The organism is Rhizobium beringeri (assembly GCF_004306515.1).
GTDB classification, from domain to species: Bacteria; Pseudomonadota; Alphaproteobacteria; order Rhizobiales; family Rhizobiaceae; genus Rhizobium; species Rhizobium beringeri.
Genome location: NZ_SILG01000001.1, coordinates 4,091,154 through 4,106,678 on the forward strand (window position 1 = coordinate 4,091,154; position 15,525 = coordinate 4,106,678).

At 61.5% G+C, this 15,525-nt stretch carries 17 protein-coding genes; 6 read left to right on the plus strand and 11 right to left on the minus strand.

Features of this window, described 5'->3' with window-relative positions; genetic code table 11:
- Positions 1-208 precede the first annotated feature (208 nt).
- On the minus strand, positions 209-1,432 hold the full coding sequence (locus ELH03_RS20405) for an argininosuccinate synthase (protein ID WP_128400348.1): 1,224 nt from the start codon (positions 1,430-1,432) through the stop codon (positions 209-211).
- A gap of 176 nt (positions 1,433-1,608) precedes the next feature.
- On the opposite strand from ELH03_RS20405, the gene ELH03_RS20410 reads away from it, so the two are divergent.
- Positions 1,609-2,460 carry an SDR family NAD(P)-dependent oxidoreductase gene (locus ELH03_RS20410; RefSeq protein WP_130762461.1) on the plus strand — a complete coding sequence of 284 codons (852 nt, stop codon included), beginning with the start codon at positions 1,609-1,611 and terminating at the stop codon, positions 2,458-2,460.
- A gap of 84 nt (positions 2,461-2,544) precedes the next feature.
- Positions 2,545-3,186, plus strand: coding sequence for a LysE family translocator (locus ELH03_RS20415; RefSeq protein ID WP_128411851.1), 642 nt, complete (start codon positions 2,545-2,547; stop codon positions 3,184-3,186).
- Between the two features lie 360 nt (positions 3,187-3,546).
- Here the strand turns inward: ELH03_RS20415 and ELH03_RS38775 are convergent, their stop codons facing one another.
- The 6 genes from ELH03_RS38775 to ELH03_RS20445 all read right to left on the minus strand — a co-directional run bounded on the left by ELH03_RS38775 (position 3,547) and on the right by ELH03_RS20445 (position 8,702).
- The gene (locus tag ELH03_RS38775; RefSeq protein WP_164902634.1) at positions 3,547-3,801 is read right to left on the minus strand and encodes a hypothetical protein; all 255 of its coding nucleotides are present in this window, start codon (positions 3,799-3,801) and stop codon (positions 3,547-3,549) included.
- Between the two features lie 75 nt (positions 3,802-3,876).
- Positions 3,877-4,671, minus strand: coding sequence for an ABC transporter ATP-binding protein (locus ELH03_RS20425; RefSeq protein WP_128411853.1), 795 nt, complete (start codon positions 4,669-4,671; stop codon positions 3,877-3,879).
- Complete coding sequence (locus ELH03_RS20430) at positions 4,668-5,546, minus strand: ABC transporter permease (RefSeq protein ID WP_011653881.1); 879 nt, start codon at positions 5,544-5,546, stop codon at positions 4,668-4,670. The genes ELH03_RS20425 and ELH03_RS20430 overlap by 4 nt, the downstream gene beginning before the upstream one ends.
- Positions 5,547-5,669: 123 nt before the next feature.
- On the minus strand, positions 5,670-6,623 hold the full coding sequence (locus ELH03_RS20435; protein ID WP_128411854.1) for an ABC transporter substrate-binding protein: 954 nt from the start codon (positions 6,621-6,623) through the stop codon (positions 5,670-5,672).
- Positions 6,624-6,716: 93 nt separating this feature from the next.
- Entirely contained in the window at positions 6,717-7,943 is a 1,227-nt protein-coding gene (gene rlmN, locus ELH03_RS20440) for a dual-specificity RNA methyltransferase RlmN (protein WP_128400353.1), read from the minus strand.
- 249 nt (positions 7,944-8,192) lie between these two features.
- Entirely contained in the window at positions 8,193-8,702 is a 510-nt protein-coding gene (locus ELH03_RS20445; protein WP_003543638.1) for an invasion associated locus B family protein, read from the minus strand.
- A 336-nt stretch (positions 8,703-9,038) separates the two neighbouring features.
- Here ELH03_RS20445 and ELH03_RS20450 point away from each other — a divergent pair, with 336 nt between their 5' ends.
- Positions 9,039-9,599: a sigma-70 family RNA polymerase sigma factor gene (locus tag ELH03_RS20450; protein WP_128400354.1), complete on the plus strand. Its 561-nt coding sequence runs from the start codon at positions 9,039-9,041 to the stop codon at positions 9,597-9,599.
- 34 nt (positions 9,600-9,633) lie between these two features.
- On the opposite strand, the gene ELH03_RS20455 is transcribed toward ELH03_RS20450, so the two are convergent.
- Together ELH03_RS20455 and ELH03_RS20460 are read right to left on the minus strand one after the other, a co-directional pair.
- Positions 9,634-10,026 carry a YkvA family protein gene (locus ELH03_RS20455; protein ID WP_018072065.1) on the minus strand — a complete coding sequence of 131 codons (393 nt, stop codon included), beginning with the start codon at positions 10,024-10,026 and terminating at the stop codon, positions 9,634-9,636.
- Positions 10,027-10,106: 80 nt separating this feature from the next.
- Positions 10,107-10,412: a 4a-hydroxytetrahydrobiopterin dehydratase gene (locus ELH03_RS20460; RefSeq protein WP_128400355.1), complete on the minus strand. Its 306-nt coding sequence runs from the start codon at positions 10,410-10,412 to the stop codon at positions 10,107-10,109.
- Positions 10,413-10,447: 35 nt separating this feature from the next.
- Between ELH03_RS20460 and ELH03_RS20465 the strand changes: the two genes are divergently transcribed.
- On the plus strand, positions 10,448-10,948 hold the full coding sequence (locus ELH03_RS20465) for a low molecular weight protein-tyrosine-phosphatase (protein ID WP_128411855.1): 501 nt from the start codon (positions 10,448-10,450) through the stop codon (positions 10,946-10,948).
- Here the strand turns inward: ELH03_RS20465 and thpR are convergent.
- Positions 10,855-11,448, minus strand: a complete 594-nt coding sequence (thpR, locus tag ELH03_RS20470; protein ID WP_128411856.1) for an RNA 2',3'-cyclic phosphodiesterase — start codon at positions 11,446-11,448, stop codon at positions 10,855-10,857. The two genes, ELH03_RS20465 and thpR, sit on opposite strands and share 94 nt — an antisense overlap.
- Before the next feature lie 68 nt (positions 11,449-11,516).
- Complete coding sequence (locus tag ELH03_RS20475; RefSeq protein ID WP_128411857.1) at positions 11,517-12,161, minus strand: arylesterase; 645 nt, start codon at positions 12,159-12,161, stop codon at positions 11,517-11,519.
- A gap of 72 nt (positions 12,162-12,233) precedes the next feature.
- Here ELH03_RS20475 and ELH03_RS20480 point away from each other — a divergent pair, with 72 nt between their 5' ends.
- Positions 12,234-12,941, plus strand: coding sequence for an ABC transporter ATP-binding protein (locus ELH03_RS20480; RefSeq protein ID WP_128400359.1), 708 nt, complete (start codon positions 12,234-12,236; stop codon positions 12,939-12,941).
- Positions 12,938-15,481, plus strand: a complete 2,544-nt coding sequence (locus tag ELH03_RS20485; protein ID WP_128411858.1) for an ABC transporter permease — start codon at positions 12,938-12,940, stop codon at positions 15,479-15,481. Before ELH03_RS20480 ends, ELH03_RS20485 begins: the two co-directional genes overlap by 4 nt.
- Positions 15,482-15,525 lie beyond the last annotated feature (44 nt).

The following is a 15,525-nucleotide window of genomic DNA, read 5'->3' on the forward strand; positions in this document are numbered from 1 at the left end:
ACGACACTGCGAAGCGAGAGAAACGTCCGCTCTTGCTTGTCCAGGTGTTGGAAGCGGTCATTCCGCTTTCGGCCCCGTAGCGGTCGTCTATCCAAGCTGCGCCATCCAAAACGCTCTATGAATTTGGTGACGTTTGCCGCCTCACTCCACGAAAAAGCCCGCGCGGCAATGCCGGCGGGCTCACATTCGGTTCGAAGGCGAACCGTGATTATTTCACGAGGTTGCGCTTGGCGAGCGTGCGCAAGCGCAGGGCATTGAGCTTGATGAAGCCGGCCGCATCCTTCTGGTCGTAGGCGCCCTGATCGTCCTCGAAAGTGACGAGCTTGTCGGAATAGAGCGACTTGTCGCTTTCGCGGCCGATGACCATGACATTGCCCTTGTAGAGCTTCAGGGTCACTTCGCCTTCGACATGCTCCTGGCTCTTGTCGATCAGCGCCTGCAGCATCTCGCGCTCCGGCGAGAACCAGAAGCCGTAATAGATCAGCTCGGCGTAACGCGGCATGATCTCGTCCTTGAGATGGGCGGCACCGCGGTCGAGCGTGATCGATTCGATGGCGCGGTGCGCCGAGAGCAGGATCGTGCCGCCTGGCGTTTCGTAGACGCCGCGCGACTTCATGCCGACGAAGCGGTTCTCGACCAGGTCGAGACGGCCGATGCCGTTGTCACGGCCGTAATTGTTGAGCGTTGCCAAAAGCGTCGCCGGGCTCATGCGCACGCCATTGATCGAAACCGCGTCACCTCTCTCGAAGCCAACCTTGATGGTCGTTGCCTTGTCGGGTGCGGCCTCAGGCGAAATGGTGCGCATATGCACATATTCAGGCGCTTCCTTGGAGGGGTCCTCAAGAACCTTGCCCTCGGAGGAGGAATGCAGAAGGTTGGCGTCGACGGAGAACGGCGCCTCGCCCTTCTTGTCCTTGGCAACCGGGATCTGATGCTGCTCGGCAAAGGCGAGCAGGTCGGTGCGGCTCTTGAACGCCCAGTCGCGCCAAGGCGCGATGATCTTGATATCGGGGTTCAGGGCATAGGCGGACAGTTCGAAACGAACCTGGTCGTTACCCTTGCCGGTCGCGCCGTGAGCGATCGCATCCGCACCCGTCTTGCGGGCGATATCGATCAGATGCTTGGAAATCAGAGGCCGGGCGATCGAGGTGCCGAGCAGGTAGACGCCTTCGTAGACGGCATTGGCGCGGAACATCGGGAAGACGAAATCGCGCACGAATTCCTCGCGCACATCCTCGATGTAGATCTCCTTGATGCCGAGCATCTCGGCCTTCTTGCGCGCCGGCTCCAGCTCTTCGCCCTGGCCGAGATCGGCGGTGAAGGTGACGACTTCGGCGCCGAGCTCCGTCTGCAGCCACTTCAGGATGATCGAGGTGTCGAGACCGCCGGAATAGGCGAGAACGACTTTCTTCACGTCTTTGTATGATGCCATGATGATGAGGTCCGTTGCATAAAAGGCCGGCAAAACCCGGTGTCGCGGCACTTTTAGCGAGATTGGCGCGTGACGCAAGGCCAAGTGCGACGGTGATGGTGCCGATACCGTTTGACAGCGCCAAAGCGGAGCCCATATTCGCCAGCGTCCGCAAATGCTCGAGGAGAGGCTGCCCCGTGACGAATATTCAAGACATTTTCAAGAAGTCCAATGTTGCCGTCATCACCGGCGGCGCCTCCGGCATCGGTCTTGCCGCGGCGAAATACTTCGCCGGACGCGGCATGAGCGTCGCTATCGCCGATCTCGGCGGCGATCGGCTGGCCGACGCCGCCAATGAACTCAAGGCCATTGCCGGCGAGGAAAATGTGATGGCGGTCGAGACCGACGTCGCAGTCAAGGAATCCCTGGAGGCGCTCGAGCGCGCCGTGCTCCAGCGTTTCGGCCGTGTGCACGTGCTGATGAACAATGCCGGCATCGGCCCGGAAACCTCGATCTTCAGCCCGCAGGCGAACTGGGACCATATCTTCGCCGTCAACCTGATGGGTGTGATCAATGGCACGCGCACCTTCGGCCCGAAGATGCTGTCGCACGGTGAGCCCGGCCTGATCATCAACACCGGCTCCAAGCAGGGCATCACTACACCGCCCGGCAACCCCGCCTACAACATCTCCAAGGCTGGCGTGAAAGCCTTCACCGAAGCATTGCAGCATGAGCTTCGCAACACCGAAGGCGGAAAGATCTCCGCCCATCTTCTGATCCCAGGCTTCGTCTTCACCGGCCTCACCAAGGGCGACCGCGCGGAGAAGCCGGCCGCGGCCTGGACGCCGGAACAGACCGTCGATTTTATGGTCGAAAGCCTCGAACGCGGCGATTTCTATATCCTTTGCCCTGACAATGATGTGGCGCGTCCGGTCGACGAACGCCGGATGGCCTGGGCGGCCGGCGATATCATCGAGAACCGTCCGCCGCTGTCACGCTGGCACAAGGACTATGCTGACAAGTTCAAGGCCTTCCTCGAACAGAAGTGATCGGCGCCATCATCAGGTTTGATTGGTAATTTTCTGAAGGCCGGGTAAGAGATCCCCAGATCCTTCCGGCTTTCAGAGTGTGTCATGGATTTTCTGCCCAGCCTGCCGACCCTTCTGGCCTTTGCCGCCGCGACGCTGCTGCTCGCGGCAACCCCAGGCCCTGACATGACGCTGTCGATCAGCCGCGCGCTCGCCCAGGGCAAGAAGGCGGCTCTCTTCGTTGTCGTCGGCACCAGCCTCGGCATCGTCGTCCACACCATGCTGGTCGCTTTCGGCATTTCGGCGCTGATCACCGCCTCGCCAACCGCCTTCCTGATCCTGAAGACCGGCGGTGCCGCCTATCTGCTCTGGCTGGCGGTGCAGGCGATCCGCTTCGGCTCGAAGCTCACCGTCGCCAAGGTCGAGGAGCAGAAGGGCACGCCACTTTCGAACATCTCGTCGGGCTTCTGGGTCAATCTTCTGAACCCCAAGGTCATAATCTTCTTCATGACCTTCCTGCCGCAATTCGTCAGCGCCGGCGATCCGGCCGTCACTCAAAAGCTGCTCTTTCTCGGCTTCTGCTTCATCCTGATCGGCATGCCGGTCAATGCCAGCGTCGTCTTTGCCGCCGACTGGCTGGCCTCCTGGCTGCAGAACAACAAGAAGGTGCTGCGCGGCATAGACTATACCTTCGCCGGCGTCTTCTCGATCTTCGCCGCGAAGATCCTGCTCACCCAGGCGAGATAGCCGCGGTTGCGAAGCAATCCGCCCGCGGTCGGCTTATCGATCCGCCCGCGGTCGTGAAACGATCCGCCGCCAGCTACACCAATATTCGCGAGACGCCATGCCGGAGCAGGCAGTGACCGCGAATTTCGTCGACCTCCAAAATTATTCCATGCCTTTCGCGCGATTACTTGTGATCAACATATGATCGTAAGTCGGTAATTGTGGCTAGGCCACGCCACCTTCGCTGCCCACATATCCTTTACGGCTCACGAAGAGCTACCTTGAAAGGATAAGTCAATGATTACGTTCCGCAATATCATAACAGCAGGAGTTGTTGCGCTGACGTTTGCCGCCACGTCCCTTACAGCGACAACACCTGCCTTAGCTCACGGCGGCGGAGGCCATGGCGGTGGCGGCTTCTCGCGTGACGGCGGCCACTTCGGCGGTGGTGCGCATATGGGCGGCGGCAATTTCGCCGATCGCGGCTTCGGAGCGCATCATTTCGGCGGAGCCGGCCATTTTGGCGGACACCGCGACGGCCGTTTCGCCTTCCATGATAGAAATCGTCTGTTCTTCGGCGATGACGACTATGACCCGGAACAGTGCCAGCCGGAATGGCTCAACCAGTATGGCCATCGCGTGCTGGTGGAAGTCTGCTCTTGATGACGGTCCCACAGGCCTCTGAGGAGTCGTGAAACGATCAGTTGCCCGCTAACCGATCAGCAACGCATCGTCATCCAGCGTCTGGCCGCGCATCTTGCGAAACATTGCGATCAGATCCTCGACCTGCAACGTCTTGCGGCTGTCGCCGGCGACATCGAGCACGATCTCGCCGCCGTGCAGCATCACCGTCCGGTGGCCATAATCGAGCGCCTGGCGCATCGAATGCGTCACCATCAGCGTCGTCAGCTTGCGCTCGGAAACGATTTTCTGGGTCAGGCCCATGATGAATTCCGCCATGCCGGGGTCGAGGGCGGCCGTATGTTCGTCGAGCAGCAGCACTTCCGAGCCCGCCAGCGTCGCCATGACAAGCGAGACCGCCTGCCGCTGGCCACCGGAGAGCAGGTCCATGCGGTCCTTCATGCGGTTCTCCAGCCCGAGATTGAGCTCGGCGATCCTCGCGCGAAAATGGTCGCGCCGTTTTGCGCCAAGCGCCGAAACAAGCCCGCGCCGCTCGCCGCGCCGCGCCGCAAGCGCCAGGTTCTCCTCGATCGACAAGGCACCGCAGCTTCCGGTCAGCGGGTCCTGAAAGACACGGGCGACAAGTCCGGCGCGCGCCGCCGTCGTCTTGCGCGTCACGTCGCTGTTTCCGATCAGCACCTGCCCCTCGCTTGCCAGCACATCGCCGGCGAGCACGCCGAGCAGCGTCGATTTGCCGGCGCCGTTCGAGCCGATGACGGTGACGAAGGAGCCCTCCTCGATCGTCAGGCTGACGCCCGAAAGCGCCTGCTTCTGCAGCGGCGTGCCACGCCCGAAGACGACCTTGATGTTCTTGAGGTTGATCACGACGCCGCACCTCCGCGCAAACGGGGAAGGATGAGCGCCACGGTCACCAGCACGGCCGTGACGAAATTGAGATCGGACGCCTGCAGGCCGATGACGTCGCTCGAAAGCGCCAGCTGGATCGCGATGCGGTAGAGGATCGAGCCGAGCACGCAGCCGATCAGAGCGATCAGCAGACCGCGGCGCCCGAGCAGTGTCTCGCCGATGATGACGGCAGCAAGACCGACGACGATCGTGCCGACGCCTGAGGTGACGTCGGCAAAGCCGTTCGTCTGGGCAAACAGGGCGCCGCCGAGCGCCACCAGCGCATTCGAGATCGCCATGCCGAGATAGATCTGCCGGCTGGTATCGACGCCCTGGGCCCGCGCCATCCTTGCATTGGCGCCGGTCGCCCGCATTGCCAGCCCCGCATCGCTTTCCAGGAAACGCCAGACCAGGATGAGGGCGATGACGACCAAAACACCGACGAAGAGCGGCCGCACGTAGAAATCGCGAAGGCCATGGCCAAAGAACGGGCTGATCATCGTGTCGGCATTGATGAGCGCGACATTGGGTTTGCCCATCACGCGCAGATTGACGGAAAACAGTGCGATCATCGTCAGGATCGAGGCGAGCAGGTTGAGGATCTTGAAGCGTACGTTGAGCAGCGCCGTCACCATGCCCGCAGCGGCACCGGCCGCCATGGCGATCAGAGCCGCAAGCCAGGCATTGACGCCGGCAATGATCAACACGGCCGTCACCGCCGCGCCAAGCGGAAAGGAGCCATCGACCGTCAGGTCGGGAAAGTCGAGAACTCGAAAGGCGAGATAGACGCCGAGAGCGACGAAAGAATAGACCAAGCCGAGCTCGACGGCCCCCCAGAATGCGATTTGGCTCAAGGCTTTCAGCCCCTTTTTATGTCCGTTCCGCCCGTCGCGAAACGGAGCCTTTTAATACAAACAACCGCTCCCGTGCAAACGAGAGCGGCTGAATACGACGAAGGCGTTAGACGTACCGGCCGACTATTCGATGACTTTGTTAGCGCGGGAAAGCACGCTTTGCGGCAGCGTGACCCCCATCTTCTCGGCCGCCGCCTTGTTGACGACGAGGTCGCTGCCGGCAGCAGTCTTGACCGCGATATCGCCGGGGTTTTCGCCCTTCAGCACGCGCACGACGATCTCGCCGGTCTGCTTGCCGACATCATAATAGTTGAAGCCGAGGGCGGCGATCGAACCGCGCGAAACCGAATCCGTATCGGCGGTAAAGAGTGGCAGCTTGCTCTCCTCGGCAACCGCGACAGCGCCTTCGAGCGCGGAGATGATCGTGTTGTCGGTCGGAATGTAGATCGCATCGGCGCGGCCGACGAGCGCACGCGCAGCTCCCTGGACCTCGGCCGACTTGGTGGCGGCCGATTCGACCACCTTCAGGCCAGCCTTTTCGGCTTCGGCCTTCAGCACGGCGAGCAGCGAAACGGAATTGGCCTCGCCGGAATTGTAGAGATAGCCGATGGTTTTCACATCAGGCAAGATTTCCTTGATCAGCGCTATGTGCTCGGCGACCGGCGACATGTCGGAAAGGCCGGTGACATTGCCGCCGGGCTTGTCCATGTTCTTGACGAGTTGGGCGCCGAGCGGATCGGAGACGGCCGTGAAGACGACGGGAATGTCACGCGTCGAGGAGACGACGGCCTGAGCTGATGGCGTCGAGATCGGCACGATGACATTGGGCTCGTCGCCGGCGAACTGGCGGGCAATCTGGGCTGCCGTCGCCGGATTGCCCTGCGCCGATTCGAACACGAATTTCAGATTCTCGCCCTCTTTGTAGCCGGCGGCCGTCAGCGCATCGAGAACACCCTTGCGCGCCGCATCCAGCGCCGGATGCTCGACGATCGCGGTCACGGCAACGGTGACGTCATCGGCCTTTGCGGGCAGGGAAAGGGCTAAAGTGGCGACAAGAGCGAGCAAAATCGGGCGCATGGGGATCCTCCTGAATGATTTTGGCGCCACTTTTAGGAAAAGCACCCCCTGAAATCAATCGCGGAGAATTGTAGCGAGGATCAAACTTGCTGATCAGTCGTCGGCGCCGTGATTGGCGATCATCATCGCCTCGAAGGCCAGACGTTCGGTCTTGCGCATGCGTTCCGATTCCGATTTCAGCTGGCCGCAGGCGGCAAGAATGTCGCGGCCGCGGGGCGTGCGGATCGGCGAAGCATAGCCTGCCGAATTGATGAAATCGGCGAACTTCTCGATCTGCTCCCAGTCGGAACACTGGTAATTGGTGCCGGGCCAGGGATTGAACGGAATGAGGTTGATCTTCGCCGGCACGCCCTTCAAGAGCTTGATCAGCCCCTTGGCGTCTTCCAGGCTGTCATTGACATCCTTCAGCATCACATATTCGAAGGTGATGCGCCGCGCGTTCGAAAGGCCCGGATAGGTCCGGCAGGCCTCGATCAGCTCCTTCAGCGGGTACTTCTTGTTGATCGGCACGAGAATGTCGCGCAGATCGTCGCGCACCGCATGCAGCGAAATCGCCAGCATGACACCGATTTCCTCGCCGGTGCGGAAGATCTCCGGCACGACACCGGAGGTGGAAAGCGTCACGCGGCGCCTGGACAGCGACAGGCCGTCACCATCCGTGGCGATCAGCAATGCCTGCTTGACGGCATCGAAGTTATAAAGCGGCTCACCCATGCCCATCATGACGATGTTGCTGACCTTGCGGCCCTCGGCAGGCATGATCGTACCCTGCGGCGCTTCACGGTCCGGGAAATCCCCAAGTCGGTCGCGGGCAAGCAGCAGCTGCGAAAGAATTTCCTCCGCCGTCAGGTTGCGCACCAGACGCTGCGTCCCTGTATGACAGAAGGAACAGGTGAGCGTACAGCCGACCTGGCTTGAGATACAGAGCGTGCCGCGGCCCTCTTCCGGAATGTAGACGGCCTCGATCTCGACGGGACGCCCGGCGCCCCGCGGGGGAAAGCGCAGCAGCCATTTGCGCGTGCCGTCGTTGGAGACCTGCTCCTCGACGATCTCGGGACGTTCGATGGTGAAATGCTGCTTCAGCATCTCGCGCATGTCCTTGGCGACATTCGTCATATGGTCGAAGTCGGAGACCCCTCGCACATAGATCCAGTTCCAGAGCTGCGAGACGCGCATCTTGATCTGCTTCTCGGCCACACCCTTTTCCCGCAGTGCCGCCCCCATCTCCTCGCGCGACATGCCGATCAACGACGGCTTCTCGAGGCTGGCGGACGTGCGCGCCTGCGGCTTGGTGACAACGATCGCATCCATGACGGACATAGTCTTTAATCCCGAATTCGAACACGTAACCGCCCCGCAAGCCCTGCGAACTTCAGGGCTAAGCCGGAAGACTGGCGGGTGCATGACGGCACATTAGCAGAAATTGAATGGCGGAACGGCGACTGAAATCGCGATCTGTCCGCTGTTGGCGCCGGCTTTAGCATCATTTTGCCCGCGCGTCACCATAGATGGAAATGACAAGGGCCGGCGCAAGGCCGGCCCATGAAATTCTTCGGCCTAAAGGACCGCTTACTTGCAGGTTTCGATCTGCTTCAGCGCAGCCGAGATACCCGAGAGCGAATAGCTGTAGGAGGTGCCCGTGCCCTTGCGCGAAACGGCATTGACCGTCATCGAATGACCGGTCTTCATTGCCGCGACGAGGGCCGGCTCCTGGGCAGCATTCTCGACCCAGCCAGCCTTGTCCTTGGTGAACATCACGAAGGTCTTGTTGTCGATGACGACATTGATCTTCGAATTTTCCTTGACCGTGTAGCCCATCATCGCCTGCGGCTCGTAGGAGATGTTCTGGCCCGGACGCTGGGAGACGATGAAGAAATTGTCGCCGTGGTCGACGCTTGCCGGCTGCTTTGCCGTCGGAACGGAAAGCACGTAGCAGACGGTGCTGCTGCCTGACTTGTAGGAGTAGGCGCCCCATGCCTGGAACTGCTGGATGCGGTTCGGCGCGGCCTGCTGCGCTGTCGCAACTCCGGCCATAACAAGGGTGAGTGCGAGAGCGGATACGATACTTTTTACAAACATGGATTCCTGCCGGTTCTTGCGATTCAAGGCCCGAAGCGATCATAGCGGGCGCCGCATAATCACGATCTGCTTTATTTTGACTTAATTCAGGTTACCAAATGGTCAACAATAGCTGCGATTTGTATGTGCCTGTGTCATTTCAGCTCGAGTGTCAATTTTCGCCCCTTTGACGGTATCGACCGCGACACCGTGCCCCAATGGCACTGGCCGTCCGTTCGGCTGAATTTAAGACACAAAGATTCAGGCAAGAGTTTGACCTTTCCCAAATCCGTTGTACCTCATTAAGACTTGGAAATCCGGGACGAAATTATTGCCGCAGGGGGCTGGTGAGGGGACATGGATGCCGAGGAAAGACAGCGTTTCGCTGCCCTCGCGAAGGCCGTCGCGAACGATCGCGACCAGCAGGCCTTTTCCATCCTGTTCGACTATTTCGCACCCCGCCTGAAGGCCTGGCTGATGCGCCAGAGGATGACATCAAGCGAGGCCGAGGAACTGGTCCAGGAGATCATGATCGTGCTCTGGCACAAGGCAGAGCTCTATGATGCCACGCGATCCTCCCTTTCGACCTGGCTTTTCCGCATTGCCCGCAATCGCCGCATCGACATGCAACGCCGCGCCAATACCCGCATCTTCGATGAGACCGATCCGGCCCTGCAGCCGCCGGGCGATATCGGCGCGGAAGAAATCATCGCCAATGACGATCGCGACGCCAAGATACGCGCCGCCGTCGGACAATTGCCGGAGGAACAGCGCGACATGCTGCGCGCCGCCTTCTTCCTCGGTCAATCGCATTCGGAGATCGCCGAATCGACCGGGCTGCCGCTCGGCACGGTGAAGTCGCGTATCCGGCTTGCCTTCGGCAAGCTCCGCAAGGTGCTGGAACGCGAAATCGCCTGACGTATGTCGCCCAAAAGTGTGCAGCGGACGCGCTTTAGATCGTCTTCATTGCTTCTTCCGGCCGATCGGCGAGAACGCGGTCGGCCGCTTCGTAGTGGCCCGGCCGGATGTGGCCGCGCACCATCGCGAAGGCGGCCGAGAGCACGGCGATGTCATCGGAAAAGCCGATGACCGCGAAAACATCCGGGATCATGTCGATCGGCATGACGAAATAGGCGAGTGCCGCAAGCAGCACGCCGCGCACCTTCGTCGGCGTCTGCGGATCGAGCGCGCAATAGAAACCGGCGACCACATCGCGTGAGAAGGGGATCTGCCGCACCGCCCGCCGGAATGTCGGCCAGAATTTCTGCCTGACGGTCTTCTCGCGTCGGCTCTGCGTGTCCTCGTCGCCCGGCAAGAGGATTTCCCCGAATTTGACCTCGTCCATCCCTGCATCCCTTTCGTCCAAGCGAACATATGGTGACGGCGCCCAGTCTTTCAATCGGCCCCTTTCAATCGGCCCCGCTTTCAAACAACACCGCGCGCCGCAGCCTTCTCCATTGCTTTGGCGAGCTTGAAATCCAGCTCCGTCAGTCCGCCAGCATCATGCGTGTTCAGCGTCACATCCACCCTGGAATAGACGTTGAACCATTCGGGATGATGGTTGAGCTTCTCGGCCGCAAGTGCTGCCTGCGTCATGAAGCCGAAAGCCTCGACGAAATTAGCGAACTTGAACGTCTTCGATATCGACGAACCCGCATCATTGAGCACCCAGCCCGAAAGCTCGGTCAGTTGCGCCTCAACTGCCGTCCGTTCCAGTCTTTCCATTTTCATGCCATGGTCCTCTTCTCTGTCCGACAGGTTTACCGATGAAACGCATCAGCATCCTCTTCGTTTGCATGGGCAATATATGCCGTTCTCCGCTCGCGGAGGGAATTTTTGGACATCTCGTCGCCGAGGCAGGGTTGACCGGCGGTTTTACGATCGATTCCGCCGGCACCGGCGGCTGGCATGAAGGCGAGTCGCCCGACCAGCGTTCGATCGCCACCGCGAATAACCACGGCATCGACATATCGGGGCAGCGCGCCCGGCGCATTCAGTCGAGGGATTTCAGGGATTTCGATCTGATCCTCGCCATGGACCGCGACAACCTGGCGGCGCTCGAAAAGAGCGCGCCGCATGGGGCGAATATCCACCTTTTCGGTGACACCGCGCTGGGAACGGGAGAGGACATTCCCGATCCCTATTATGGCGGCCCGGGCGGTTTCGAGCTGGTCTACACCAGGCTCTTGACCGGCTGCTGCAGGCTGCTCGAAACGCTGGGCGTCGAGCGCGCCTCGTGTAGCGGAAACACTTCCTCGGTGAGGTAAGGCCCGCCGCCGACCGATTCGCGCGACGAAAGCAGCACGAAGCGCGGTGCGGTGAAGGTTGCTGTGTGGAAGTTGCCGCGTCCGGCCAGATATTGCACGACATCGTCGAGCCGCGAGGATTTGAGCCGCGCCAGCGTCACATGTGGCATGAATTTGCGGGGATCCGGCGGCAGGCCGATGCGCTGGCAGATGCGCTCGATCTCGCCCTGCAGAGCATGCATTTCAGGCGACTGCGAGACGCCGGCCCAGACGGAATGTGGTTTCTTGGAGCCGAACGAACCGATGCCTTCCAGCCGGAACTGGAATTCCGGCCGGTCGATCCGGTCGAGGCGTTCAACGATTTCATCGGCCGTGCGGCCGTCGACATCACCGATGAAGCGCAGGGTGATGTGGTAATTTTCCACATCGATCCATCGTGCTCCGGGGAGGCCACCGCGCAGCAATGAAAGACTCATCGCCGCATTGCGCGGAATTTCGAGGGCGGTAAACAGTCTCGGCATCACGAGCACTCCCCGAATCTTTTGCAGGTGCTCACACGGAATCACGCAATCAACAACCGCGCAAGCCCCTATTTCTTCACAGAAGAAATCGTTTCGACGAAATTTGTGACAGCAGGCTCCATCTTTTCGACCATGACGTCGACGCCTTTCGTATTTGGATGCATGCCGTCGTCGAGCTTCAACCCGGCCTCCAGCGCGACGCCGTCGAGGAAGAAGGCATAGAGTGGAAGCCCATGTTTTTCCGAGAGCTTCTGATAGATCGGGTTGAATCGTCCGGCATAATCCGCCCCCATGTTCGGCGGCGCTATGATACCGGCAAGCAGCACGGCAATCCCGCGCTCCTTTAGCCGGGTAATCATTTGATCGAGATTCTTTTCGCTCTCCTCCGGCGGGATGCCGCGCAGCGCATCGTTGGCGCCAAGCTCAAGAATGACGCCATCGGTGCCGTCGGGTACCGACCAGTCGACGCGCGCGAGCCCTGCTGTCGTCGTGTCGCCGGAGACCCCGGCATTGGCAATGGTGACGTCGAGCCCCTTCGCCTTCAAGGCCGCCTGCAGCTTTTCCGGAAAGCCATCGCCGGGCGGCAACTGGTAGCCCGCCATCAAACTGTCCCCAAAACCGACGAGATTGATCGTCCGGGCATCGGCTGCAGTAGCAAGGATCAGCGAGACGGCAATGACGGTGAATTGAAGGGCGGCAACTTTAAATCTCATGCTGGCTTCCCTAGATTGGCGAGGTGCCGTTATGCGGCCATTCGATTACGGACTTATATAGGGCGATTTCTGTTGGCAAAAACCATTATCGAGTTGAAGGGCGCCGATCTGACCCTTGGCAGCGCAGCCGCCTCCGTCCATGTGTTGAAGGGCATCGATCTCGATATCGCTGCCGGTGAATCCGTCGGCATCGTCGGCCCTTCCGGTTCCGGCAAATCCACCCTGCTGATGGTGCTTGCCGGGTTGGAGAAACTCGACAGCGGTGAGATCAACATCAACGATACGCCGCTCCATAGCCTCAGCGAGGACCAGGTCGCCGATTTCCGCGGCCGCAACATCGGCATCGTCTTCCAGTCCTTCCACCTGATCGCCAACATGACGGCGCTGGAAAACGTCGCCGTGCCGCTCGAGCTCGCCAATGTCAGCAACGCCTTCGAGATCGCTCATCGCGAGCTGAAATCGGTCGGCCTCGGCGAACGGCTGAACCACTACCCCGGCCAGTTGTCCGGCGGTGAACAGCAGCGCGTGGCGATCGCCAGGGCGCTCGCCCCGTCACCGGCCCTGCTGATCGCCGATGAGCCGACCGGCAATCTCGATACCGAGACCGGCCGCCAGATCGCCGACCTTCTGTTCTCCAAGCAGGCCGAACGCGGCATGACCCTGCTTCTCGTCACCCACGACGTCTCGCTTGCAAACCGATGCTCGCGCCAGATTCGCGTCCGCTCCGGCAGGATCGAAGGCGACAGCGCCGCCCGCCGCAGCGAAGCGGCGATCGCATGAGGATCATCACGCCACGCGTCTCGCTCGCTTTTCGCCTGGCACTGCGTGAGCTGCGCGGCGGCATCCGCGGCTTCTACATCTTTCTTGCCTGCATCGCGCTCGGCACGGGCGCGATTGCCGCCGTCAATTCCGTTTCGCAGTCGATCACCGATACGATCGCCTCGCAGGGGCAGGAACTGCTGGCCGGCGACGTCCGTTTCGAACTCAACAACCGCGAAGCCACACCTCAGGAAATAGGCTTCCTCGAAGGCCTCGGCACCGTTTCGGTGTCAACGGGCCTACGTTCGATGGCCCGCAAGCCCGACGGTTCCGATCAGGCGCTGGTCGAGGTCAAGGCCGTCGATGACGCCTACCCGCTCTACGGCAAGTTCGTGGCCGAGCCGGACTATCCGCTTGCCGCACTGCTTTCGGGCCAAAGCGGCACCTATGGCGCGGTCGCAGCCCCACTGCTTCTCGATCGGCTCGGGCTTGCGGTCGGCGACGAATTGCTGCTCGGCAACGTCAAGCTCAGCATCACCGGCACGGTGAAAACCGAGCCGGACGCACTGTCGGAAGGTTTTGGCTTTGCGCCGCGTCTGCTCGTCGGCCGCCAGGCGCTCCAAGCCTCCGGGCTGATCCAGACGGGAAGCCTGGTCGAACACGCCTACAAGATCCGGCTGGAAGACAAGGCCGCGATGTCGGGCATCCAGGCGCGCGCCTCCAAAGAATTCCCCTCCGCCGGCTGGGCGATCCGCACCAGCGACCGTGCCGCGCCCTCGCTCACCGAAAACATCACCCGCTTCTCGCAGTTCCTGACGCTGGTCGGCCTCACCGCACTGATCGTCGGCGGCGTCGGTGTCGCCAATGCGGTGCGCGCCTTTCTCGATTCCAAACGCACCACCATCGCCACTTTCAAATGTCTCGGTGCGCCGGCGCAGGTCGTCGTTCTGATCTATCTCATCCAGATCGCCATCATCGCTCTCGGCGGCATTCTGATCGGCCTCGTCATCGGCGCCCTGTCGCCGATGTTCGCCGCGCAATTCCTGGCGCAATTCCTGCCGGTCTCCACGACGCCGACACTTTATCCCGGCGCCCTGCTGCTCGCCACGCTCTTCGGCATCCTGACGACGCTCGCCTTCGCCATCCTGCCGCTCGGCCACGCCCGCGAAGTGCCGGCGACCGCACTCTTCCGCGAGCAGGGCTTCGAGGCCCGCCGTCTGCCCTCCTGGCCCTACATCCTGCTTGCCGCCCTGTTCATGGCCGCCCTTGCCGGGCTTGCCATCCTCACTGCCTATGACCGCTTCATCGCCGTCGTCTTCGTCGGCGCGATCGTCTTCGCCTTCGTCGTCCTGCGCCTGGTCGCCGCGCTGATCGCCTGGCTCGCGCGCCGCAGCCCGCGCGTCAATTCGCCAGCGCTGCGACTTGCGATCGGCAACATCCACCGCCCCGGCGCACTGACCCCCTCGGTCGTGCTCTCGCTCGGCCTTGGCCTGGCATTGCTGGTGACCCTCACCCTGATCGACGGGAACCTGCGCCAGCAGCTGACCGGCCGGATGAACGAGGGTGCGCCGAACTTCTTCTTCGTCGATATCCAGAGCGCCGAGGTCGATGCCTTCCGCGATCTCGTCCAGGGCCAGGCGCCGCAGGGCAAGCTTGTTGAAGTGCCGATGCTGCGTGGCCGGATCATCGCCTTCAACGGCGAGGACGTCACCAAGATGAACGTGCCGGCAGCCGGCCGCTGGGTGCTGAACGGCGATCGCGGCATCACCTATGCCGAAACCCTGCCGGAGAACGCCGCCCTCACCGAAGGCAAATGGTGGGACAAGGATTACAGCGGCGAGCCACTCGTCTCCTTCTCCTCGGAAGAGGCGCATGAGCTCGGCCTCAAGATCGGCGATAAGGTCACCGTCAACGTGCTCGGCCGCAACATTACGGCGAAGATCGCCAATCTGCGCCGCGTCGAGTGGGAATCGCTGTCGATCAATTTCGTCATGGTCTTCTCGCCGAATACCTTCCGCGGCGCCCCGCATGCGTGGCTGGCGACGCTGACCGATCCCTCCTCGACACCGGCCGAAGATGCGGCGATCCTGAAATCGGTCACCAATACCTATCCGACGATCACCAGTGTGCGCGTCAAGGACGCGATCGATATCGTCAACCAGCTGGTCGGGCAGCTTGCGACCGCGATCCGCGCTGCGGCCTCCGTCGCCCTCATCGCCTCGATCCTCGTCCTTGCCGGCGCGCTTGCCGCCGGAAATCGGGCGCGCACCCACGACGCGGTGGTGCTGAAGACGCTCGGCGCCACGCGCGCCATGCTGATCCGCGCCTTCAGCTACGAATATCTGATCCTCGGGCTTGCGACTGCGATCTTCGCGTTGATCGCCGGCGGCGTTGCCGCCTGGTTCATCGTCGCCCGCATCATGCGTCTGCCCTCGACCTTTCTGCCCGACGTGGCGGGACTGACGCTTGTGACCGCGCTCGTCCTGACGGTCGGCATCGGCCTTATCGGCACCTGGCGCATCCTTGGGAAAAAGGCGGCCCCCGTTTTGCGCGAGCTTTGACCGGGCAGCGGCACTCAAACCCTTCACCTTACGGCGATTTAACC

Excerpts from the sequence above, each read along its gene's own strand:
- ELH03_RS38775 (WP_164902634.1), bottom strand. The coding sequence starts at position 3,801 with ATGGCCATACTGGTTGAGCCATTCCGGCTGGCACTGTTCCGGGTCATA.
- ELH03_RS20450 (WP_128400354.1), top strand. The coding sequence starts at position 9,039 with ATGGATGCCGAGGAAAGACAGCGTTTCGCTGCCCTCGCGAAGGCCGTC.
- thpR (WP_128411856.1), bottom strand. The coding sequence starts at position 11,448 with ATGCCGAGACTGTTTACCGCCCTCGAAATTCCGCGCAATGCGGCGATG.
- ELH03_RS20415 (WP_128411851.1), top strand. The coding sequence starts at position 2,545 with ATGGATTTTCTGCCCAGCCTGCCGACCCTTCTGGCCTTTGCCGCCGCG.
- ELH03_RS20460 (WP_128400355.1), bottom strand. The coding sequence starts at position 10,412 with ATGAAAATGGAAAGACTGGAACGGACGGCAGTTGAGGCGCAACTGACC.
- ELH03_RS20405 (WP_128400348.1), bottom strand. The coding sequence starts at position 1,432 with ATGGCATCATACAAAGACGTGAAGAAAGTCGTTCTCGCCTATTCCGGC.
- ELH03_RS20445 (WP_003543638.1), bottom strand. The coding sequence starts at position 8,702 with ATGTTTGTAAAAAGTATCGTATCCGCTCTCGCACTCACCCTTGTTATG.
- ELH03_RS20455 (WP_018072065.1), bottom strand. The coding sequence starts at position 10,026 with ATGGACGAGGTCAAATTCGGGGAAATCCTCTTGCCGGGCGACGAGGAC.
- ELH03_RS20465 (WP_128411855.1), top strand. The coding sequence starts at position 10,448 with ATGAAACGCATCAGCATCCTCTTCGTTTGCATGGGCAATATATGCCGT.
- rlmN (WP_128400353.1), bottom strand. The coding sequence starts at position 7,943 with ATGTCCGTCATGGATGCGATCGTTGTCACCAAGCCGCAGGCGCGCACG.
- ELH03_RS20435 (WP_128411854.1), bottom strand. The coding sequence starts at position 6,623 with ATGCGCCCGATTTTGCTCGCTCTTGTCGCCACTTTAGCCCTTTCCCTG.
- ELH03_RS20485 (WP_128411858.1), top strand. The coding sequence starts at position 12,938 with ATGAGGATCATCACGCCACGCGTCTCGCTCGCTTTTCGCCTGGCACTG.
- ELH03_RS20475 (WP_128411857.1), bottom strand. The coding sequence starts at position 12,161 with ATGAGATTTAAAGTTGCCGCCCTTCAATTCACCGTCATTGCCGTCTCG.